The 22,396-nt window shown below is 41.4% G+C and carries 15 protein-coding genes; 9 read left to right on the top strand and 6 right to left on the bottom strand.

Translation table 11 applies throughout. From position 1 onward, the window contains the following. The first annotated feature begins 17 nt into the window (after positions 1-17). From hdrB to ACZ5A8_RS14860, 5 genes are all read left to right on the top strand, one after another. Positions 18-1,001, top strand: coding sequence for a CoB--CoM heterodisulfide reductase subunit B (gene hdrB, locus ACZ5A8_RS14880; RefSeq protein ID WP_464529997.1), 984 nt, complete (start codon positions 18-20; stop codon positions 999-1,001). Between the two features lie 133 nt (positions 1,002-1,134). Further along, positions 1,135-4,179, top strand: a complete 3,045-nt coding sequence (locus ACZ5A8_RS14875; RefSeq protein ID WP_464529996.1) for an FAD-dependent oxidoreductase — start codon at positions 1,135-1,137, stop codon at positions 4,177-4,179. Further along, positions 4,179-4,625: a hydrogenase iron-sulfur subunit gene (locus ACZ5A8_RS14870; RefSeq protein WP_229390337.1), complete on the top strand. Its 447-nt coding sequence runs from the start codon at positions 4,179-4,181 to the stop codon at positions 4,623-4,625. Before ACZ5A8_RS14875 ends, ACZ5A8_RS14870 begins: the two co-directional genes overlap by 1 nt. 2 nt (positions 4,626-4,627) lie before the next feature. Continuing rightward, the gene (locus tag ACZ5A8_RS14865) at positions 4,628-5,857 is read left to right on the top strand and encodes a Coenzyme F420 hydrogenase/dehydrogenase, beta subunit C-terminal domain (protein ID WP_464529995.1); all 1,230 of its coding nucleotides are present in this window, start codon (positions 4,628-4,630) and stop codon (positions 5,855-5,857) included. Next, a complete protein-coding gene (locus tag ACZ5A8_RS14860; protein ID WP_464529993.1) occupies positions 5,848-7,422 on the top strand; it encodes a hypothetical protein in 1,575 nt (524 codons plus the stop codon). The genes ACZ5A8_RS14865 and ACZ5A8_RS14860 overlap by 10 nt, the downstream gene beginning before the upstream one ends. Before the next feature lie 221 nt (positions 7,423-7,643). Here the strand turns inward: ACZ5A8_RS14860 and ACZ5A8_RS14855 are convergent, their stop codons facing one another. The 3 genes from ACZ5A8_RS14855 to ACZ5A8_RS14845 all read right to left on the bottom strand — a co-directional run bounded on the left by ACZ5A8_RS14855 (position 7,644) and on the right by ACZ5A8_RS14845 (position 13,206). Then, positions 7,644-8,372 carry a hypothetical protein gene (locus ACZ5A8_RS14855; RefSeq protein WP_464529992.1) on the bottom strand — a complete coding sequence of 243 codons (729 nt, stop codon included), beginning with the start codon at positions 8,370-8,372 and terminating at the stop codon, positions 7,644-7,646. Between the two features lie 983 nt (positions 8,373-9,355). Next, positions 9,356-10,351, bottom strand: a complete 996-nt coding sequence (locus ACZ5A8_RS14850) for a hypothetical protein (protein ID WP_464529990.1) — start codon at positions 10,349-10,351, stop codon at positions 9,356-9,358. Positions 10,352-12,252: 1,901 nt separating this feature from the next. Next, on the bottom strand, positions 12,253-13,206 hold the full coding sequence (locus ACZ5A8_RS14845) for an ABC transporter permease (protein ID WP_464529989.1): 954 nt from the start codon (positions 13,204-13,206) through the stop codon (positions 12,253-12,255). A 269-nt stretch (positions 13,207-13,475) separates the two neighbouring features. Here ACZ5A8_RS14845 and ACZ5A8_RS14840 point away from each other — a divergent pair, with 269 nt between their 5' ends. Continuing rightward, a complete protein-coding gene (locus ACZ5A8_RS14840; RefSeq protein WP_464529987.1) occupies positions 13,476-13,808 on the top strand; it encodes a CRISPR-associated protein Cas1 in 333 nt (110 codons plus the stop codon). 576 nt (positions 13,809-14,384) lie between these two features. Here ACZ5A8_RS14840 and ACZ5A8_RS14835 read toward each other — a convergent pair. From ACZ5A8_RS14835 to ACZ5A8_RS14825, 3 genes are all read right to left on the bottom strand, one after another. Continuing rightward, positions 14,385-14,942: a hypothetical protein gene (locus ACZ5A8_RS14835; RefSeq protein ID WP_464529986.1), complete on the bottom strand. Its 558-nt coding sequence runs from the start codon at positions 14,940-14,942 to the stop codon at positions 14,385-14,387. Between the two features lie 19 nt (positions 14,943-14,961). Next, positions 14,962-15,459, bottom strand: coding sequence for a matrixin family metalloprotease (locus ACZ5A8_RS14830; RefSeq protein WP_464529984.1), 498 nt, complete (start codon positions 15,457-15,459; stop codon positions 14,962-14,964). A 1,308-nt stretch (positions 15,460-16,767) separates the two neighbouring features. After that, complete coding sequence (locus tag ACZ5A8_RS14825) at positions 16,768-18,225, bottom strand: cobyric acid synthase (protein ID WP_464534153.1); 1,458 nt, start codon at positions 18,223-18,225, stop codon at positions 16,768-16,770. Positions 18,226-18,735: 510 nt separating this feature from the next. On the opposite strand from ACZ5A8_RS14825, the gene ACZ5A8_RS14820 reads away from it, so the two are divergent. The 3 genes from ACZ5A8_RS14820 to ACZ5A8_RS14810 all read left to right on the top strand — a co-directional run bounded on the left by ACZ5A8_RS14820 (position 18,736) and on the right by ACZ5A8_RS14810 (position 22,353). Continuing rightward, the gene (locus ACZ5A8_RS14820) at positions 18,736-19,887 is read left to right on the top strand and encodes a hypothetical protein (protein ID WP_464529983.1); all 1,152 of its coding nucleotides are present in this window, start codon (positions 18,736-18,738) and stop codon (positions 19,885-19,887) included. 115 nt (positions 19,888-20,002) lie between these two features. Next, positions 20,003-21,172, top strand: coding sequence for an ABC transporter permease (locus ACZ5A8_RS14815; RefSeq protein WP_464529981.1), 1,170 nt, complete (start codon positions 20,003-20,005; stop codon positions 21,170-21,172). A 959-nt stretch (positions 21,173-22,131) separates the two neighbouring features. After that, entirely contained in the window at positions 22,132-22,353 is a 222-nt protein-coding gene (locus tag ACZ5A8_RS14810) for a hypothetical protein (RefSeq protein WP_464529980.1), read from the top strand. Positions 22,354-22,396 lie beyond the last annotated feature (43 nt).

Genomic DNA, 22,396 nt, shown 5'->3' with positions numbered 1-22,396 from the left:
ATAAGAAGCTGAAAAACATGACGAGAAACAGTACAGATAATTCAAAACGTAACCTTTCTCTCTTTTTAGGTTGTATCGCCCCAAACCGTTATCCCGGTATTGAAAGCGCCACCCGGAAAGTAATGGGACGGCTTGGAATTTCCATTAAGGAACTTGAAGGAGCTTCATGCTGTCCTGCTCCAGGGGTCTTTCAGTCGTTTGACAAAAAGACCTGGCTCACCCTTGCAAGCCGAAACCTGTGTCTTTCGGAAGCCCTTAATGCAGATCTCCTTACAGTGTGCAACGGCTGTTATGCCACACTTGCGGACACCAACCGGATCCTGAGAGAAGATGACGAGGCAAAAGCCGGTGTCAACGAAAAGCTTTCGGAAATCGGAAAAGGATTTTCCGGGAAGATTGAGGTCAGGCATATAGTAGAATATCTTTTCAGGGAAGTAAGCCCCGAAAAAATCCGGGACGTAGTCACGCAACCTCTTGACCTCAGGGTTGCAGTGCACTATGGCTGCCACCTGATAAAACCGTCCCATGAAAGAAAACTCGGAAGCGTGGAAAACCCTTCTTTTTTTGACGAGCTGGTAGAAGCTACGGGAGCCCAAAGTATAGAATACGAGGACAAAACAGCCTGTTGCGGGGCAGGGGGAGGAGCCCGTTCAGCTATGCAGGACGTGGCCCTCAGACTTACAGAAAAAAAGCTCGAACACATGCAAAAAGCAGATGTGGACTGCATCGTGGACGCCTGTCCTTTCTGCCACCTTCAGTTTGATCAGGGGCAGTTTGAGCTTGCAGACCTCCAGGGCAAAGAGTTCAGCATCCCGGTGCTGCATTATTCCCAGCTCCTCGGGCTCGCTTTCGGGTATTCCCCTGAAGAACTGGGCATTCACTTGAACCGCATCCAGAATACCGAATTTTATACAAAGCTCGGGGAAAGGGCCGAAAATAAGTTTCCGGGTAAAAAACTCGGTACAGGTACAGATTTTGGAAAGGGCGGAGTGCCCACATAAGTTTCAGGATGTTTTGAAGTGAAAGCTGAAAAAAGCTGACAAATACTAAAGAGCACTGACAAACACTGACAAACACTGACAAACACTGTGCTAAAGCAGAATTATCTGAAAAATATCTGTAGGAGCTGAAAGCATGAAAACGGAAATAACCGGAGCAGTAGCTGTCGTCGGGGGAGGGATTGCCGGGGTGCAGGCTTCCCTTGACCTTGCTAACAGCGGGTATAAAGTTTACCTTATAGAATCCGGGCCGACCATAGGCGGAAAAATGGCCCAGCTTGACAAAACTTTCCCTACTTCGGACTGTGCAGCCTGCATCCTCTCTCCCAAACTCGTGGAAGCCAGCAGGCACCCGAATATAGAACTACTCACATACAGCGAAGTCCTTGCCATTGACGGGGTTGCCGGAGATTTTACTGTAAAAATCAAGAAAAAATCCAGATACGTGGACGAGACAAAATGTACTGGCTGTGGGGACTGCATTGAAAAATGCCCTAAAAAAGTCTCGGATAGGTTCAATGAAGGGCTCGCCCCGAGGAAAGCTATTTACCTATCCTTTCCGCAGGCTGTTCCCAGAATCATGACAATTGACCCTGAAAACTGCATCTACCTGAGCAAAGGCAAATGCGGGAACTGTGCAAAGGTCTGCAAAAGGGGAGCTATTGACTACGCTCAGAAAGATCAGAAGCTCTCTCTCAGGGCCGGAGCCGTAATCCTTGCCGCGGGTTTTGAGGCTTTTAACCCGAAAGGGCTTGAAGCATACAGGCCCGAACATCCTGATGTTGTAACCTCACTTCAGTTTGAGAGGCTTCTGAATGCATCCGGACCCTATCACGGGCATCTCCAGACCTCAAAAGGAACAGAACCCAAAAAGATCGCTTTTATTCAGTGTGTGGGGTCGAGAAACCAGAAGTTGTCGAAAAAGTACTGCTCCTCGGTCTGCTGCATGTATGCGGTAAAGCAGGCAGTGATCGCAAAAGAGCACGACCCGGAGATCGAATGTGCAATCTTCAATATTGATATAAGAGCCTTCGGAAAAGGCTTTGAAGAGTTCTACCAGCGCGCAAGAAATGAGAAAAAAGTCCGTTTTATCCGTTCTCGCCCTTCCTGCGTTGAAGCCAATCCATTGAAAGGAGAATTGAGAATTCCTTATGAAAACGAGGATGGCAGCATAGCCCATGAAGAATTCGATATGGTGGTCCTTTCAATAGGTATAGGGGCTTCCGAATCAGGCAAAGAACTTGCCAGGCTTGCTGGGGTAGGGCTTACGGGAGCCGGATTTATAAACACTTCAATAGAGAATCCCATGAGCACGAACAGGCCCGGAATTTTCGCTGCAGGAGCTGTTCAGGGTCCAAAAGATATCCCTGATACAGTAGCTCAGGCAAGTGGAGCTGCCGCAAAAGCCGGGGCTCTGCTCTCTCCTGCCCGCGGGACTCTGGAGAGCAAAAAAGAGTTTCCACCGGAAAAGGCGGTTGAAGGCGAACCGAAGGTCGGCGTGGTTGTCTGCCAATGCGGCACGAACATAGGAGGCTTTGTTAATGTCCCTGAAGTGGTTAGCTATGCAAACACGCTTAAAAATGTGGCTGTTGCAAGAGAAGAAATGTACGCCTGTTCCGAAGATGCCCAGGAACGGATTAAAGAAATGATTGCCGAACACGGGCTGAACAGGGTAGTTGTAGCCTCCTGCACCCCGCGAACGCACGAGCCTCTTTTCCAGGAGAGCTGCAGGGCTGCAGGGCTGAATCCCTATCTTTTTGAGCTCGTGAACATAAGGGAACACTGCTCTTGGATTCATCAGCAGGAGCATGAGAAAGCCACTGAGAAAGCAAAGGATATCGTAAGGATGGGGGTTTCCAGGGTCAGGTGCCTTGCTCCTCTTTATAAACAGGAACTATCTCTCGGGCACAATGCACTCGTGTTAGGAGGGGGGATTTCAGGTCTTCATGCAGCTCTCGAGATCGCAGAAAATGGGTTTGAAGTTTTGCTTGTGGAAAAAGAACCCGAACTCGGAGGGCTCCTCAGGGACATAACAGCTCTTCAGGACGGCAGAAAAACCGGAAAAATCCTTCTTCCCCTTCTCGAGAAGGTCAGGGCTCATCCTCTAATCACGGTTATGACCGGTTCAGAACTGATTGAAGTCAACGGATCGGTTGGAAATTTCAAAGGCCGGGTAAGGGACAGAGAAGACAGAGAACAGGAAGTTTCGTTTGCAGTCGCAGTCCTTGCAACAGGAGCCGAAGAGCTTTCGCCCGCAGGATACTTCAGCTATGGTGAATTCCCGAATATTATCACTCAGTCAGAGCTTGAAGCAGAGCTCGAAGGCGACTTCAAGGCAAAACATGTGGTAATGGTCCAGTGTGCAGGGAGCAGAAATAAAGAACGCCCCTATTGTTCCAGGGTCTGCTGTATAACTGCAGTTAAGAATGCCCTCCGCATCAAGGAAAGGGACCCTTCGGTTATCGTACACGTGCTGTATCGGGAAATGCGCACCTACGGGGCATGGGAAGAACTCTACTCAAGGGCAAGGGCTGCAGGCGTCCGCTTTATAGCCTATTCCGATACTCGGCTGCCCTGGATAGGGGAAAATGAGGTCAGAGTATACGACGAGATTACGGGCTTTGATCTGGAAATCGAGGCTGACCTTATAGTCCTGAGTGCACCGCTTGTGGCTCCTGCTTCAAACAGACAGATTGCTCCTATGTTTAAAGTCCCTCTGGACTCAAACGGCTTTTTCCTGGAAGTCCATATAAAGTTGAGACCTGTGGACTTTGCAACCGAAGGGGTCTTTCTCTGCGGGACAGCCCAGGCTCCCAAACTTGTGGACGAAAGTATTGCCCAGGCTGCAGCTGCAGCTTCGCGGGCATGTACTATTCTCTCAAGAAAGTCCCTGGAATCGAGTGCTGTTATCTCAAAAGTCGATACAGAACTCTGTGTCGGGTGTGGAGCCTGTGAGAAGGTCTGCCCTTACGGGGCAATCAGCTTAACAGAAGTTTTGCTTCAAAAGCAGGGCGTTTTTTATAAAGCAAAGAAATCCGGGGTCAACCCGGCTCTCTGCAAGGGCTGCGGAGCCTGTGCTATGAGCTGCCCTACAGGGGCACTCGACCAGCAGCATTTCAAAAATGATCAGCTCCTTGCCCAGGTAAAAGATGTCTTTACTTATTCTGAGGAGGTCCGCTAATGGAACCTGAGAAAACTGAAATCTCTAAATCATGGGAACCCAGGATTGTAATGTTCTGCTGCAACTGGTGTTCCTATGCAGGCGCAGACGGAGCCGGGATCGGGCGTTTCCAGCAGCCTGCAAGCATGCGCATCATCCGTGTAATGTGTTCAAGCAGGGTGGACCCTGTGCATGTATTTTCCGCTTTTCTTGAAGGAGCCGATGCCGTGCTAATTACGGGATGCCACCTTGGAGACTGCCATTACATAAATGGAAACGAAAAAACGCTTGTAAAATTCAATTTTATGCGCTCGATGTTGAAAGAGCTCGGCCTTGAAGAAGAAAGGCTGCAGCTTAACTGGATCTCGGCATCGGAAGGTGAAAAGTTTGCTGAGGTTGTCCGCATGGTTACGGAACAGGTCAGGCAGCTTGGTCCGAGTGTCTTAAAACCCGAAGGGGTGGCCTGAAAATGTCAGAACTGAAAGTTGCTGCCGACATTAAGGTCGGGGATAAATTGCTCGGCTGGGCTGCATCCGAAGATGTGAGATCGCGCGGAGCCTCCGGAGGGCTTGTGACTGCAGTGCTCGCAGCTGCCCTTGAAACCGGGCTTGTGGACAGGGTGCTTGTCCTGAAAAAGGTCAGCGAATTCGAAGCTTATCCTGTATTTACTTCGGACGTTCAGGAGGTTCTGGAATCAGCAGGTTCCATGCATTCAGTGCCCGTAAACCTTGCCAGGTACTTGAAGCCAGAGACCTGCTCTGGAAAAACAGCCTTGCCAGCAAAGCCCTGCGATGCAAGGGCAGTCGTTGAGAGGGTGAAAAGGAATGCCATGTCCTCTAAGGATACTTATGTAATAGGCCTGAACTGTGGGGGAACAATGCACCCAGAAAAAGTCCGGAAGATGCTTGAAACTATCTATAGGCTCGATCCTGAAGAAATTGCGGGAGAAGAAATCGTAAAAGGCAAGCTCGTTTTCTTCACAAAAGACGGTAAAGAGCACGCGATCCCTATTGATGACCTTGAAGCCAAAGATCTCGGAAGAAGAGACTCCTGCCGCTACTGTCAGGTAAAGATCCCGACGAGCGCTGACCTGGCCTGCGGGAACTGGGGGGTCCCGGGTGACCTTGCAGGAAAGGGCACCTTTGTGGAAGTTATGACTGAGAAAGGGGTAGAACTCCTGAGAAATGCTGTTAGTGCAGGCTTTGCCGGAGTTATGCAGGCTGATGGAAAAAGTATTTCTGCCCGGGAAAAAGTCAACAAAGTAATGCTCGGGATGAGCGAGAAAAGGAAAACTGAAGTTTTTGCCCCTATTGAAAATGGAAAAGAACGCTTCGAGTATTTCCGGAAGGAGCTTGAAAACTGCATCCACTGTGGAGCCTGCAAAGTAGTCTGTCCTGTTTGCACCTGCGGGGAGGACTCAAAATGCACTGCTTACTTTTCCCTTGCGGACAGCCACAAAATGTCCCTTTTCCACATGGTGCGTTTCCTGCACCTTTCGGATTCCTGCATAGGCTGCGGGCAGTGTGAAGATGTCTGCCCTGCGGAAATTCCGCTCACTCGCCTTTACCAGCGTTTTGCGGTGCCTGTCCAGAAAGAATACAGGTACCTCCCGGGCATGTCAGACAGGACTCCGCCCTTTTTTGCCCTGAAACCTGAAGATAATGAAGATAAAGAAGGAGGTGGCTGCACATGCAGGTAAATAACAGGGAGAATGTGTATGCAAGCATATGTCCAGGCTGCGGGCTTGCTTGCGGACTTTATTTAAGGGAAACCGTTTCCGAAACCGGAGAGGCTTTGGTATCAGTGGATTTCCGGAAAAGTGCGCAGGTAAATGCAGGCAAACTCTGCAGGTTCGGGCTGAAACTTCCTCTATATTGTGCTGAACCTCAGACCTCAATGGTGAAGGGACAGAAGTCCGAACTCGAAGCCGCTATCTCAACATCGATTGAGGCTCTGAAAACCGCACCTGTAAAAAGTCTGGTTTTCTTTTCGGTGGGGAACGCAACAAATGAAGAACAGAAGGCTTTCTCAGTCCTTGCAGGTGCGTTCGACAAAGATGTGGAGACCGGGATGGGCGTTTATTCTTCTCTTCCGGTTAGTATGCACGCTGCACTCAACCGGAATATGTCCCTGGAGGAAGTCGAAAAAGCAAAACAGGTTTTTCTCTTTGTTGACCCCTATTCTCAGTATCCCCTGCTCCTCCGTAGGGTTCTCAGGGCGAAAGAGAACGGAGCGAAAATTGTCTGCATAGGTCCCAGACATTTGCCTGTTGCTGACGAGCAGTTCTGCCTGAAACCAGGAGAATACGGGAAATTCCTGTTTCCTTCACAGGATTCCGTGCTTGTAGCCGATATTCATCCTTACTCGAACCCTGAGCGCATAAAAGCAGTCCTGGAACTTGCAGAGGTTTCCGGTTCAAAAACCCTCTTCCTCAAGCCCTTTGCAAATTCTGCAGGTGCAGGGCTGCTTACAGCGAACACAAAGCAGCGTACACTGGAAAAGCTGCTTGAGGACATCGATTCCGGAAAAATAAAGACCCTCTTCTGCCTGGAATCCGATTTTCTCGAACTTACTCCTGACCGGGAGGCTGCAGTAAGGGCTCTCTCGAAACTGGATTCCCTGATAGTCCAGACTTCAAGTCGGGGGGAGCTTTCCAGGTTTGCTGACATAGTGATCGCATCCGAACCATTTTACCGCAAACAGGGTACAGTACTCAATGCGGAAGGAAGGCTACTTTCAACAGGTGGAGACTCTACTCTAAGTTTCGATGCCCTTTCCAGCCTGACGGCAGCTTTCGGAAAACAGCTCGATTTCGAATCGGCCCGGAAAGAGGTGTTTGAAGACTTCGGATTGAAGAAAGCAGGTGAGTTTGCCTTCCGGGCTCCTGCTGAACCCTGCTCCGGGCCGACTGAAACTGAAGCTCCATATTCAAAATACGAACCCGGTCAGAAATCCTGCTCCATATTCCTTTCTGAATCCCTCCAAGAATATTCTTCAGCTTCGCTCTCAGCTTCGCTCGTTTATTCTCTTTCCCCTTTCATGTGGCACGGGCTTGAAGATGAGAACGATTTTGTCGAACTGAACCTGCGTATGATCAGGAGGCTGGGGCTTGTAAAGGGAGGCACTGTAAAAATCAGGTCTCAAGGAAAAATCGTTGATATAAAGTTCAGATTATCAAGCATTGAAGATGGCCATTTGCTTTCTTCTCAAAGGCTCCCGATTACAGGTTTCCCAGGAGTTGAAGTGAAGTTTTCAGTCAGGTAAAAGAAAAAAGGCTCTGGACAGGTATCAATATTAATTTGATATGGCTGTTAATTTAACTGTTAATTTAAACTGATGCAGGAAGTAAAAGATAGCTCCATGGAAGTAAAAGATACTTCCACGGGATCAGATATTTTTATTGAGCTGCATACTCTTTTTTCTTTTTCATCCTGTTTTTCACTTATGCGTTAAGCATTACTAAGCAATCATCAGGAAAGTTAACCTTAAAGCCCTTTTACCTTCTTTTTTACTTTAAGTTCTTTTTCTTGAAGCTCTTTTCCTTTTTCTGGATTAAGGGTAAACTCTTTTGCAATGCCTCCTACAGTTATTGTGTAATCGCCCGCAGGAAGTGAGTCTGTATCATAGCTGCAAATGAAATTTCCCTTTAAGTCCGCTTTTGCAGCTTCGTAAGAAGTTTCGAATGTAAGTTTTACCTGCCCATTGTTTGAATCACTTTTGTCCTTGTTTTTTTCAGATGCTTCTTTTTTGGAGACAACGTCTCCGTCAATTTTTACAAAATAACTCATCCAAGACGGGACATTTGATTGAGAAATTGTAGCAGTGCCATCTTTGGCATTAGTGTGCCTGGAAATCCACTTAAATTTCTTAACTCTTATATGCATGTCCTTGACTACAATACCGTTTTCACCAGTGGCACTGACTTCGAAGAAATTCTTATCGCCGGATACGGACTCTGGAATTGTCAGTTTGTTTATTTGATAAATGTAATTTTTTCCTGATACAGGAACCATTTCTTCATGCAAAATCGATACATCTATAATATCATTCTTTTCTGCAGTCCCGGAAATCGTAACCTTGTCTCCTATACTGGGAGAAGCCGGAGATAATTGCCATTCTTTCACATTTGCAGATACAGGATTCATTAAAATTCCTGCGGCTGCACAAAACAGGATTATCATAAAAAGGAACTTCCTCTGAAATGAATATCTCAATTTAAATCCTCCAGTTATGTGTGCCTGGCTTTCCATGCATACATTATCGCTAAATATTTGATAAGTTGTAATATTTTCACTTAATTTTCTTTGAATATCGTTTTTATTGATAGATCAAACTTTATTAGTTTTAAAATTTTTCCCTACACTGTATTGTCCGTAATACTCATGAGTATATATTTCCTTTTGTTTTGGCGTTACATTTATGCAGAAAGGAAATCAGGGGAGATTCCGGAAGCTTTTTATGAATCCTGGGGTCAGGTAAATCATATATGTCCTGATATATAGCACTTTTACAGGTCTGGCATCAGTCAAAAATAAAACACACCTGTTCTGAAACAGGATATAAATGAACGATTGAAAAAAATCTTGAGTTCCGCAGGTTTTAATGATATCGAATTTTTAAAAATCGCTCCTCATTTTTCAGGATTTCACCTCACACTATGTCGAAATTTTGCAGTATTTATATGATTTGAGGCTTGAATTTAGTAACCTTAAATAAGTAAGATAAATCCATAAGACATAAATACTTAGCAGCAAAATTATATTTGTTGAGCGGCTAACTTTCTGGGTTTTATTCACCCTTTACGAGCAAACATACCAGCCCCCCAAATGGTATCAATTTTTATCCCCAAAATACTCCCCATATTCCCTCTAACCGCTCAACAACCTTTTTTCAGGCAAAGCTTTTAGAAAAGCATACATAATGCTTCTTTTTCTGCCTGTATTACTCTTAGATTCTTCTGTCTTATTACTCGCGATATATGAAAGCCCATCAAACCGATACCAGCCACCACAAATCACTATAATAATTCGGCGTAGCTTTGCGTCAATCGACTTCCTGACTCGTTTTTCTGGCTTTTTTGGGATATTAGGTAGAAGAAAAATAAGATTTGAGCTTATGCCAAAATCATTTAAAATGCTTTAAATCCCAAATAAAAGCACTCAATTCTATATTTTCCGGAAAAATTTCCTTAAATAGCTTAAAAATGCAACCTTCTAAAAGCAGTTGGTGCCCTTATCAAATCTTTTCTTCCAACTTTAAAAGCCGTTAATGCCGTAAGTAAAGCGGCAATGTTGCCTATAGAGACAAACATTTTAGCCCATTCAATTCTTCTTGTAGGTGTTTTCGAGCGATTGTATCCCACTACTTCATTTGAGTTCTTTCTTTCAACAGTGGTTCTAAGATTGTATATTTTACCAAGGAGTCTATGAAATTTCCTTGGTATATATATTCCTCTGAAGTGGGTTCCTGTTTCTGTTTTAAGAATAGTTCCTGCACTGTTAGCTCTGGCTGCTATAATTGGAATAACTCCATGATCAATAACCACCTGGTTAGAAGGATGACTATCAGGTCCAGCATCTGCAATCATAAAAAGTGGTTTATGAGTTTCCGATTTCATGCACTGAATGATAGTTTCTTGAAATATAGTGTTGTCATTTTTACTTGCGTTTACTGCATCCCAATAAACTGGTAAACCCCACCAACTATCAACAACACATGTATCAGTATACCCCGCTCCAGATAGGACACTATACTTTCCGGTTTTTTTAACATAATGTCCTGCATCAGGATCTGAGAGCATACCAGTTTCTTTATTTTTTAATCCACTGCAGTTGCACTCAAAGAACCTTCTATCCCATATCCAGATTTTATCTCCTATAAGATTTAGATTTCTACATTCTTGTATCAGTAATTGAGCATATTCCACGAAATATGGATAAATACATTTCAGATTTCTACGATATGATGAAAGAGTGATTCGATCACGATTTTCAATATTTAATTCCTTTCTTAGAGCTTTATTCTGGTTAAATTCTCTAATGAATGATTCAAAATTTGAATACCCCATCTTACATCTTGCAATTTCTAACTTGAGAATGTTGTTGAAATTTAACGATTCATGCTGAGGATGGTACTCCATTGAAGCCTGTAATTCAATGAAAAAGTTATCCAGCGAAGGATTTAATGCAAACATGTCTCCTATATACCCATGAAACGTTTTGAAGTGTTGAAAGGCAAGTACTTGATTCCAGGGCAATACACTTTCCATATAATCTTTGCTATGTACAACTAGAAGATTAATTTTATAAGGAATGCAAATTTTCCTTTTGAGAAAAGTAAATCCTTCACCAAAAAAGTCTGAAAGCACTTTTTGAAAAATAGGGAGCACATTACGTACTTTACAATGTCTTTTGTTTTTAGTAATTTTCTCAATGAAAAGGATCTTTAAGTTAGAATATTCACTCAACATCGGATCGAAAATAGAGTATATAGACATCGATTTTTCAAAAAGATTGCTTATAAAATCTGTGAGTCTTGACTGTTTTAGAGATATGATACGGATTTTAATATTTGTCTTTTGATCGTCCAATTTTCGACCAAAAAGCTGTTCGTATTCTTTTCTGCCTTTAATACTCTTAAGACTTATAACAATGGTACGTGCAGACCCTAAAAAATCGTCGATTTGAGTCAATAAGTACTTATATCCTTTTGTAATAATCTTTATCATGGATTATACCTTTTTAAAGCCCAATTATTTGTTTGGCGACATAATATTGGTTTAATTAGGTATAATCCTTTCTATTTACCTTTAAATTGAAATTAAAGTGTTTTAGTCTAATTTTTTAAAAAAATAGATCTTTTTAACATCCATTATTCCAAAATAAGGGCTATTAACTAAAATGGCATAAGCTCATTTGAAACAAAATGTCAGAAATAATAAACTTTTACATTTATGAAAGCCTCTAATTTCTGAATATTCAAATACAGGCACGTTACGAGCAGTTGCACACTAAGGATAACCAGATAGAGATAAAACCAGATATAAATGTTAAATGAAAATATGCATAAACAAGCAGTCCATATTCAGAGCTTAATTCAGGAAAATAGTAAATTGAACATGAAGCTATTGCCTGAAATTACCACGAATAAAAACAATGGCGGAAGTTTTGGTAAGTTTTAGAAAGCCAACAGTATTGCTTTATCACTCGTACAAAACAAAACGTTCATACAACTCGCAGTTCGGAGGACAAGAGTCTGCTAAAAATTTTCCCCTTCGGCAAGCTGGTTGTTCTGTATTATCCTGAACCTCTTGACTTCCAGGTTCGTAGTCAGGCTTTAGAATAATCATATAATGGATACAGTCTTTTTTCATGCTCATAATATAACCTCAATAATATTTATTTAAGACATTATTCCATTGACCTCAACTTTCCAGGTTTTCTTTAATGAGATAAATTCGTAGAGGATAAGTGGACATTTGTCTTGTCTACAAAATTACAGTAACCATAAATAACAGTTTCTATTCTTCCATTGAAACTCAGAAGAACCCATCTTTTAATAAGTCTCCAGTTTTTCCATGAGAATACGAGGTTAAAGGAATCAGTGGCCAAGGAAATAGTTAATGAGTTTTCTAACTGATGGGACCGTGGGTTATGGGGAGATACAGACTTCTTGGGGGCCTACCCTTCTCTTAAAGGTTAGGGGGTTAGCTCATTGGCAGGGAAAACAAAAGAACTGGAACTTGGGGTTCTGGATAAGGTTTAAAGGGTTTTATTCTAAGTTTAAAGGGCTTATTCTAAGGTTAGAGGATTAAAGGAAGAAGGGGAAAATTCATGGGTTGGGTATTGAAGAAAATATTAGATCCTAAAAATACAAAAAAAGTATTTTTTTGACCTTATAATGGAACAGTACAATTGAGAAAACCAATAATTCCTGTGGATGTGAGTTAAACAACAACCAGGTTAAATAATATTTAAACACTGATCTAGGAAGAATGTTAGGTTAAACATTAAGCTCTCAGAAACTACCGAAAATAATAAACCCTTCTGGTTTTGGTGATAAATGTTAATTTTGATCGAGGCTCGATAGTTACTTTTAAATGGGTTTTTTGTTTAAGAGCAGCAGGATAATGCCTAGCAAAGCAACAACAATACTATTTATGACGATTATTTTTCGCAGAACACTTTCGTTAAATGTCTTTTTCCATACAGAAACATATTCGTTAGAAAAATAATTTTCGGCAGGATATTCTTGAAAAAGCTTATCTAATACTGATTTTTCTGAGCCATCCGTTGTATAGATGAAGATTTCGTTTGCGTATTCCGGATAAAGACAATCATTAGTAATCTTATAATCGATATTTCGGCTTACAAATTCATCAAAAGAGTCTACCTCATATTGATAGAATCCATAGTTTCTTTTTGCGTCAAAAGAGATGTAACAAATATCATAGCTGTTTATGCCTACGATGGTATAGGTATCATTGTCATAGTTTACCTTGCTGCCGATTGCCTGGGTCAGCATTTCATCGGTATGTGTAAAGTGTTTTTCCAGCAATGCCTCTGAAATTGTAATTTCATGGGCGTTATCCAAAGGAAGTCTGCCTTCTTCCATATATTCTGTGCCGTAGGGTACACCAATCAAATGAGTATAATTTTGTGCTATAGATTCAGGCATCGCAATTAGATTCAATTTTTCAGATAATCTATTTTCGCTCGCTGCCGTAAAAATAGCGTCAAAATAACTGTTATCGTAGAGTATTACATTTTCAACCTTATCTATTGAAACAATATCAGGGATGTCTTCGTAGAATATCATCCGGTCATAGTTGTCGGAATCGACATCTAATCCGGCACCTTTGGCATAAACTGCATTAAGGTCACCATATGTGTAATCTGCCTGATAGATAGCAATGATATTGCCTGGAGGTATGGTATCCGTACAATAACCATTGATAAACTGAAAATGTGTAAACAAGATTAAGCCTATAATGACAATCAGCGTTAGTAAAACTGACAAAAAATTGATTCTCTTATTTATTATGCTCATTTTTAGTCTTCCACCTGCGGTGAATAAAGCAGTGTGTCTTATTTCCTGTAAGACTTATTCTATATCCCTCGCTCTTCTCTTGCGATTACTGTTCCGTTATTATATACTTATTTCCTGTGATCCAATCTCAATTAATGTCAATATATTGAAAAGATCAGTCTCAATACCGAGTCTTGACCAGGAAATACCACGACTTTATCATGACTGAGAATTACATCCTCAGGCTAAAACCTTCAGGAGCCAGGAAGATTGTTAATGGGTTTTCCAATATGCTGAATAAGAAGGTAAGTTACCAGGGAAAAGAAAGCACATGGAGTTACATTATCTTCCTGAAGGTAAGAGAATTAGCCCATTATCTCACAACCAAAAAAGAAAACTTGGATTTTCTTAAGCCTGAATATGAAATTGAGAGAATTGATTCTTATGAGATAAGGCAAAAGATTCTCAATATTTCTTATGTTGATTGGAAGAAACTAGGTTTTTCTAAAGGTACATTGCATTATATGAAACAGAACTCTAAGAGCGATAAGCCATTCACTCTTAATGCTCACGTTCTGGAAAGGGTAAATAAATGGGAAGCATTGGTTTCAAGTCAAAGGTAAAATTTGTATGTTTTTACTGTAAAATGTAAAAATGTAAATTTACATGTAAAATTGTAAAACAATATCAGAAGAAATTGTAAATTTACAGTAAAGTAGTAAAAAGGTATCAAGAGGAACTTATAATACAGACATCTGCTGTACACAGATGTAGAATTTACTCACCAATTTACCAAATATTATTCCTTAATATAGAAAGTATATCAAAAAAATAACAATTTTGAACAGAAATATTTTCAAAATCCTACTATAATTATACAAAAGTTTTGATTTTTCTCTTAATGTTTATGTAAAGGTGAAACAAATGACTAAACTAAGGGCTCGTTACGAAATAACCAAGGTAATGCATAATTATGTTGGGATTTAATCGGTGGGCTTGCTTGTGAAAATGGTGGAGTACAGTCTAAAAAGTTGCCTATGTTATTTCGCGGTGAGCCCTAAGAAGTTCTTAAGACACAGCCAGTTTACTGGCTCTGCCTGCACCAAAAATGGAGTCGTTTTTTGGTTCAATAAACGACTCCATGATCCATAGCTTTTTTAAATAAACTTTGATTCGTAAGTGATTTAATTACTAAAAAATTACTCTTGTTGTTCTCTTTTATCAGGCAGTTTTTCAGGAATCTCTTCAGCAAGTGCTTTTTGGAACCTCTTCATAGTATTCTGGTAATCTTCTTCTGTTTTAATTAAAATGTTTCCATATACAGGAATGAAGGTATATCCTCTTTCGTCGTTTCCTTTAGTACAAAAGAAATAGGTTTCCCCTGGCTGTAGGAGTTCATCTCCCTCTGTAAGAAGCAGAAATGTGTCATCGTTGATGGTTTGGAAGCCACCTTTTTGATTTACAATAACTTTTCCTGAAACATCACCTTTTATTGTTTCTAAGACCTCAACGCTGAAATGTGTACGGACATATGGCTCGGTGGAGTTACCAACTTGCTCAATGACTTTACCAATGAATGCATCAGTTGAAGCCCCAATTAGTTCTCGGTCATCAGAAACATTGATAGCATAGAGAGCAGTACCATAGGAGATTTGTATATCATCACCCGTTTCATTTGGTTGAGCGATATAAACAATGGTGCTTAGAATGGCTGCAAGTACGAAGACTGCGAATAGCTTATTAAATTTATTTTCCATTATTTTCACTCCTTTAGAATTAATATAGATAATTATAAGAGTCTATATCGTCTACTCCTAGTGTGGTTCTGCTTGTTGCATATGAACACATTATATTGTTTTGATTACTGTGGTCAAGTCCCAATGCATGTCCTAATTCGTGTGAAGCAGCCATTTTTCTGTAACTAGATGTGTAGCTGTCGAAATAGTATTCGTTGAATCTGATTAAATCTGTGTATGGTGTTAAAGGTTGGTAGTATCCAACCGCTCCATCATCTTCGTCGTAATAGTCACCATATTGGACATCTTCATATGTCCAAATGGTATCTGGTAAAATATCGACTTCACCGAGATCATTCCATAAGTCGAATGAGTACTCTTGAGCCGTAGTGTATTGTGTACTTCCTCCGTAGCGGATTTCCCCCTCATCGACAGCACTGACGCCTAAGAGGTAGACATTGGCTGAGGCCACGCTAATAGAACTAATGATCAACATTGTGATCAATATCGATAAAACTTTGATTCTGTGTTCCTTCATTTTATTTCACCTCTTATTTAAAGGCAGGATTACGCAAACCTTAACATCGCCAAAGCCAACCATAACCTTGCCTTAGGATGTTCCGAGATTCAAGCAGACTCTATAAAGTTAGTTTGAACAGAACCCACATTATTATAATGTGTCATTGTAACATTCTTTACCAACATATTTAAGAACTAGAGTCATAAATCAAACAATATTGCTATATAATATTACCTTTTTTTAAAAAAATAACATAATATTTAATAAACTGTTTTATTAAAAAAACATAGATCTAGGTATTCGACGCCAAATATCTGTAGAAAAGCAGAAGCCAATTATAGCCAAAAACACATGAAGCCTTATTATTCTCATCTTTATGAATGATATACTGATCCTTACAAGGACAAACAAACGGTCATTCAACAACTTCTTTAGAAATTGGAAGTGACTTTATCCTTAATACTCTTTTTCAAACGGCTTACACAAGACAGAATTTAAAAAAGCCTTTTGGGTTAAGTAGACACAAACTTATGCACGGAGAAAATACAACATATGGAAGAAAAGACCATCTTTTTAGACATTCCTTGTTTTAGACTTTTTATACGGTTTGGAAAATATTGACTGTAAATAATTGAAACTAAAAGTTTTATTGTTTACAAAAAACTCTATCTTTATTAATCTGACTTTATACAAATGAGAAAATTTTTTGTAGGGCAACTTTTGAAAAAGAGGTTGTGCATTACCTTCACATTAGCGTTGCGTTTTTTTGACTTACCTATATCCCCGAATTTTAGTGCGAAGGGTAGAATTCGAACTTCTAATTCCTCCAATCAAGCTGCGATATAATGCAGTGCCCTCTAATAATTCTTCTACAATTCAGGCAGAATCGATCATTACCTCAACTAGGTTTGAAACTAGCCAATTTTCTAGGAAATGAAGTAGAAGTGAGTGACTACCTACACTAATAAAAACAGGGGAGTTCGACTACAAATCGACCTTATTTAAAATAAGTAGAATTAATTCACAATGAATAAATAGTTAGAGATGAAAATATTAAACGTTGAGCAGATTCTGGGGATCAGTATGCCTCCGCGAGCATTGTACTTACCCCAATAGTACCATTTCTTTAGTTCCAGTATTCTCCATATGCTCTCTAGAATTCGCTCAATACCTGTTCTATATTTCTCTCAGCGCCAACCGGTTTCGTAGTCTGCTCCATGCAGGCATATTGTAGTATTTTATAACAGCTTCAGCAGATACTACAGGATAGCAGCACCTGCTGAGCGCGTTTTCAGTACTTTATTTCTCTTTGCGGACCCGGGTATTTCAGATCTCTGCAATCTCGTAGAGCTTTTCCATGTCAATGTTTTGCTCAAACACGTTTGCAAGTTCTTCATAGGCATCATTTTCGCTCACGATCTCTTCAGGCGTGTATTCCAGCCCTTTCTTCTCACAGAGGTACTGGACAAGGGCATTTCTTATATTCCTGTTATCAAAGAGCCCGTGAAGATATGTGCCGATTACGAGGCCTTTTTCATCAATGGCTCCATCGTCTCCGAAAACGGTACGGTTCGAGTCGGTAACTCCCATGTGGATTTCATAACCTTTTATCTCTTCCCCGTCTATGAGTTTCAGGATAGGGCCATATCCATTAATTTTCTTTGTTACCTGGACTGTCCTCTTTTTATACGCCCCGAATCTGGTCCCTATGTCCAGAAGCCCGAGACCTTCAAACTCAGCTTCGACTCCGTTTTCTACTCCGGAGTCAAAGATAGTCCTGCCAAGCATCTGGTAGCCGCCGCAGATTCCGAAGATAGGGATTTTTCCTTTGAAAGCCTGGATTTTTCTGTCCATCCCGCTTGCCCTGAGGTCAAGGAGGTCATTGACCGTGTTCTTCGTGCCTGGGATCATGATTGCATCAGGGTTTCCGAGTTCTTCGTCAATGTCTACGTAGCGGACTTTTACGAGCCCCTCAAGGGGTTCGAAATCAGTAAAGTTTGAGATTCTGGGCAGGCGGATTACTGCGATTTCAATTTCTCTTTCTGTCTTTGAACCTTCTTTATCCCCGAGGGAGACCGAATCCTCGGAGGGGATGCGGAGCTTGAAATGAGGAAGGACTCCAAGCACCGGGATCCCGGTTATTTCCTCAAGCTGCTTGAGTCCAGGTTTCAGGATTTCAGGGTCACCCCTGAATTTATTGATAATAAACCCTTTAACGTTCTTCTTTACATCTTCAGGCAGAAGGGCAACCGTGCCGTAAAGGCTTGCAAATACGCCTCCCCTTTCAATATCCCCTACAAGAATTATGGGAGCCTGAGTGAGCCTGGCAGTACCTACATTTACGATATCTCTTTCATAAAGGTTGATCTCTGCAGCCCCTCCGGCTCCTTCCATAACAATGACGTCGTGTTCTTTCCAGAGCCTTTCCAGAGCCCCTTTAAGGACTGCATGCATCTCTTCAATGGAATCGTAATACTGGCCTGCACTCTTGTCAGCATAGGGTTCCCCGAGCAGGATTACCTGGGAAACACAATCTCCTTTGGGTTTCAGGAGGACAGGGTTCATGTCTGCAGTGGGTTCGGTGCCTGCGGCTTTTGCCTGGATTGCCTGTGCAATCCCTATTTCCTTTCCGTCTTTTGTGATCCAGGAATTCAGGCTCATGTTCTGGGCTTTGAAGGGGGCAACCCTGTAGCTTCTGGACAGGATCCTGCATATTGCAGTCACAACTGAACTTTTACCAACATGAGAGGCGGTTCCAAGGATTAAGAGGCTTTTCTTCTCCATTTTTACCATACCTTCTGCTTGAACACGTATTTTTTATATAATTCCAGTATAGGATGATTTACTAACGATTCTATTAAATTTAATAACGATTTTATTAAATAACGATCTCAGTAAAATCAACAATGGGATTTTGTGGTCTCGTAGCTGCAAATCAAGTAAACTTGTTTAGATTTAATAATTGTCTTCATATACTTCAACTAAAGAATAAATACTTTCGGATTCACTGCAGGTTTTGTTTAGTTAATTTGAAAAACTTTTTAATTTTCTGCTCTTTTGTCTTCTCAACCTTTGTTTTCTCGACTTCTGTTTTCTTATTTTTGTCTTTCTTTTTTCGACTTTCTTTTTTCGACTTTCTGTTTTTGATTTTCTACTTCATTTTTTTTTGCTTATCTCCATTTTTCTCTCTGTTTATCCTGCTGCTTTCCATGAAAATAAGTGTATTTATCCGGCTACATTTCTTTTAAATAAGATCAAAACAATCTTTTTGTTATCAAACGGGGAAAAAAGACCATGAAAGCCGCGCTTTTTGTACTTGCTTTATTTCTTATATCTGTTCTTCCGGCCTCTGCAGCAAATACCTCTCAGGTCGGCGGAACAAGTCAGGCCCGCATAGCTGAACTTTTCAGTGATATCGAGTCTTTTGATGTGACACTTTACTCAATCCAGCCGGAAGAGAACCTGACACTTGAGGTTTCTCTGGTCAGGCCAGGAAGGGGGTCTGGAGAGGTCATTACTAAACAGAAGTTCTCAACTGGCAGTTTTCCTGCAAATACGAGAGTCACGAAAGTCGGCTTCTGGGATGTCAGGAATGCCGAACGTGGAGCTTATACTATAAAAGCAAGACTTCTGGAAAATGGGCAGGCACTTTCAGAATCGGAATATGGTTTTGTTTACGGCAGCAACTCTGCTGCCAGGCTTCAGGTCGATGACCTTGTCCCTAACTCCGAAGGGATCACTGTTGTTCTCTCCCCCAATCAGGCCTCACTTTTTGATATCGAGTATATGCTTGTAGACGGGCAAGATGTCATTTACAGGGCAACAACCGAAAAGGCATCCCTGACCAGCGTCCCGGAAGCCTTTTCTGCGTCATGGGGTTCTCTCCTCGAGAATAATAAAGAGTATGCAGGAAGAGTGAAGGTCCAGGTTTATTCCCCAAACAGAGGGTTCATAGCTTCAACAGAGCGTTTCACTGCCAGAGACGATGCAGATATTACTGACATTTATCAGGATGAGACCGGAGCAAGTGCAACTGTTTTAGGGCGTTCCCAGGTGCCTTTTGAAGGAAGCCTGGTTTTTTCCGTATATGAACTTCAGGCAATATCAGATGATGACAGTTCCGTGTTTGTTGAATCTGTTAGGGAAAGAGTCCCCGTACTATTGAATGATGATGATGAGACCGTTGAAGTCGCCTGGAATGAAAGGCTCACGGAAGGGGTCTACAGGCTTGAGATAGAACTTTTCGGCAACGATGGTGATGTTATCGAACGCAGGGAAACCATTATTGAGTCTGATCTTTCTCCCTCGAATGCAAGCGAAGTAAACCCTGGTACAGGAAACGAAACCTCAGATGAAGACGATGGGGATGGCATCCCTGGATTTTCAGTTGCTTTCGGCGTTGCAGGGCTTATTATGGTTTTTGCCCTTCTTAAAAAGCAGCACTAAAATCCGTTTGCATTAAATTTGTTTGCATAAAAATCGGTTTGCATAAAAACACAGATGTACCGATCAGGAAAAATTCGACTAAAGCTTAATAAAATTCAAAAAAGCCGTGAATCCCATGCGCTATGAACTTTTTATTGCTTTCAGGCAGATCAGGGCAAGAAAATTCCAGACTCTCCTGTCGGTAGGAGCAATAGCCCTTGCCGTGATGGTACTTACGGTTTCTCAAGCCCTTATGGTGGGTTTTACAGGGGAGCTTTACAACACTACCGTGAATAAACTCCCTCATGTATCGGTTTCCCCACAGGAAGGTGAGGATTACATCTATCTTTACAGGACTCTTACGGAAAGGATTAGTTCAATCGAAGGAGTTTCCACAGTTTCTCCTTTCCTTACAGGGCAGGCTTCTTTCAGGTTCAAGGACAATTCCCTCAACTCCGAGCTTAAAGGCATCATCCCTTCACAGGAAAATGAGATCAGCTCTATTGAAGAAGATATGGTTGAAGGCAATTTCCGGGAACTTGAGTTTTCAAGAAATACAGTGGTTATAGGCTCAAGGCTGGCAGATAAACTTGAAGTTAATCTTGGCGACTCCGTAAGTGTATCTTTTCCAAATGCAAATCCTCTTTCCCTTAGAGTTGTAGGGATCTTTCACACGGGGTCTCCTCTGGACGAGTCCCTGACCTATACCTCCCTGGATACTGCTCAGGAATTTTATGACGTCACGGATGTGGTTAATGGCATTTCAGTCCGGCTAAGGGATTTTGATCAGGATCGGGAAGTCGCAGCCGAGATCGAAGAAACCGGTTATAGGGCAAGAGGCTGGACAGAAACAAACCCTGCAATTCTGCGCACCATTGCTATAGAAAGCACTTCAAACAACGTCATATACGGACTTATTATTGTCATAGCTTCTTTCGGAGTGGTCAGTACCCTGAACCTTTCGGTTATCGGAGCAACAGGCCAGATCGGTATGCTCCGCGCTATGGGTGCCTCTGTTTCAAGCATCCAGAAGATCTTCATTCTCCAGAGCGGAATCCTCGGCCTGATGGGCGCTCTCGCCGGTACTTTTGCAGGAGTCCTTATAGCACTGGCAATAGGCCAGTATGAAGTCCCGGCAGCTTCTTCCGATGTCTACGGTGGTATTACTTTTATCCCGATTGTTGTACGCCCTCAGGATATCGTGGTCATTATTGTTGCTGTATTTCTGCTGAACCTGATTACAGGGATCTATCCTGCGCGGCAGGCAGCAAAGCTGGACCCTGTAAAAGCAATAAGCACAAGATGATTCCGAAGATTTGATTTGTACAGTTAAAATGGAATATGCCTGGAAGGAAATAAAATTTAAAAAATGCAAAACTCAGGTAAAGTAAGGAAAAGAGATAAGTAAATAAATGCATAAAAGTAAATAAATGCGTAAGTACAGTTGAATATATATTCTCTAAGTAAAAAGATGCATAAATGAAAAGACATTTGTAATCATAATTCTTTCCCGCCTCTCTTCTTTTCATTCCAAATAATTTATGAAGGCAAAAAAATTAACGATGCTCTTAAAATTATTGCTGGCTTTAAACATTTCAACGCGGTCCAATATGCCACCAGGATTGAAATTTCAATCCCGGTAATTATATATCTTTTTTGACTAATGATTACTTACTTCGTAAGCATAGCGAACAATAGCGAACAAAACCTTGTGCAGGAATTCTCATCAACTGATCATTGCATGGGAATTCTCCTTTCCTATTTTTACACTCTATAACCTGAAATCACTTTTTTACATATGTCCTCATATCTTTTTCGTACTTGTTGTAGCCTTATTCAGGAGCTCATCGGGATGGCTTCAGGAAACATTTTCCATAATTTTAGGTTTTTCAAAAGAATTTCGGAAACTATATTTACACTTGTATTGTATTTTTGAGCGCTAACTTGTAGCACAGAGCGAACATTTGAGTGGGGGATTGCTGGCAGCTGATCACTGCATAAAGGGAATCCCTTTTATTTTATTCTATTCAGCAATCTGTTTTTTTGATTACGCTAATATCTTTTTCAGAAGTACCTTTAATTTTTTTGATTTATCTCAAGTTCTTAAAGTTTATTACCCAGATTCTTTGTCGAAAAGCCCTAAAATTGTCCTATCAGCTGGGAATCAGCTGTAATCCATGAAAATCTCTTGAAAACCTTACGGATATCGGCGCTTTTGACACCTGATACAAATATTTATATTCTTTGGTAGATAATTTTAGTGTAATGGATGATAGTAAAGAATACCAGCTTTATCTTGAGATTCTTGACGACGAGAGATCTGCATGGGCGAGAAGGACGGCTGTAAAAAGGCTCAGTGAATGCAAAACTGAAGAGTCCCTTTACTACCTGAATGAGCTTATTGTTGACAGGTACTGCCTGGTTCCAGACTGGCTAAAAAGAATTACAAGGGAATATTACGTATCTCTGTGCCTTGAGTTTCTCTGAAGCCTTAATTTTCTAATCGGTGGATTCCTCGATACCTTCACCT

Source organism: Methanosarcina subterranea (assembly GCF_055385895.1).
Note: the sequence above shows the minus strand (reverse complement) of the source record. Positions and strands in the feature narration are given on the sequence as shown.

What these genes read in the sequence shown, in the direction of transcription:
- ACZ5A8_RS14820 (WP_464529983.1), top strand. Translation starts at nt 18,736, where the DNA reads ATGAAAGCCGCGCTTTTTGTACTTGCTTTATTTCTTATATCTGTTCTT.
- ACZ5A8_RS14825 (WP_464534153.1), bottom strand. Translation starts at nt 18,225, where the DNA reads ATGGAGAAGAAAAGCCTCTTAATCCTTGGAACCGCCTCTCATGTTGGT.
- ACZ5A8_RS14870 (WP_229390337.1), top strand. Translation starts at nt 4,179, where the DNA reads ATGGAACCTGAGAAAACTGAAATCTCTAAATCATGGGAACCCAGGATT.
- ACZ5A8_RS14810 (WP_464529980.1), top strand. Translation starts at nt 22,132, where the DNA reads ATGGATGATAGTAAAGAATACCAGCTTTATCTTGAGATTCTTGACGAC.
- ACZ5A8_RS14865 (WP_464529995.1), top strand. Translation starts at nt 4,628, where the DNA reads ATGTCAGAACTGAAAGTTGCTGCCGACATTAAGGTCGGGGATAAATTG.
- ACZ5A8_RS14845 (WP_464529989.1), bottom strand. Translation starts at nt 13,206, where the DNA reads ATGAGCATAATAAATAAGAGAATCAATTTTTTGTCAGTTTTACTAACG.
- hdrB (WP_464529997.1), top strand. Translation starts at nt 18, where the DNA reads ATGACGAGAAACAGTACAGATAATTCAAAACGTAACCTTTCTCTCTTT.
- ACZ5A8_RS14850 (WP_464529990.1), bottom strand. Translation starts at nt 10,351, where the DNA reads ATGTTTGCATTAAATCCTTCGCTGGATAACTTTTTCATTGAATTACAG.
- ACZ5A8_RS14835 (WP_464529986.1), bottom strand. Translation starts at nt 14,942, where the DNA reads ATGGAAAATAAATTTAATAAGCTATTCGCAGTCTTCGTACTTGCAGCC.
- ACZ5A8_RS14815 (WP_464529981.1), top strand. Translation starts at nt 20,003, where the DNA reads ATGCGCTATGAACTTTTTATTGCTTTCAGGCAGATCAGGGCAAGAAAA.
- ACZ5A8_RS14860 (WP_464529993.1), top strand. Translation starts at nt 5,848, where the DNA reads ATGCAGGTAAATAACAGGGAGAATGTGTATGCAAGCATATGTCCAGGC.
- ACZ5A8_RS14840 (WP_464529987.1), top strand. Translation starts at nt 13,476, where the DNA reads ATGCTGAATAAGAAGGTAAGTTACCAGGGAAAAGAAAGCACATGGAGT.
- ACZ5A8_RS14875 (WP_464529996.1), top strand. Translation starts at nt 1,135, where the DNA reads ATGAAAACGGAAATAACCGGAGCAGTAGCTGTCGTCGGGGGAGGGATT.
- ACZ5A8_RS14830 (WP_464529984.1), bottom strand. Translation starts at nt 15,459, where the DNA reads ATGAAGGAACACAGAATCAAAGTTTTATCGATATTGATCACAATGTTG.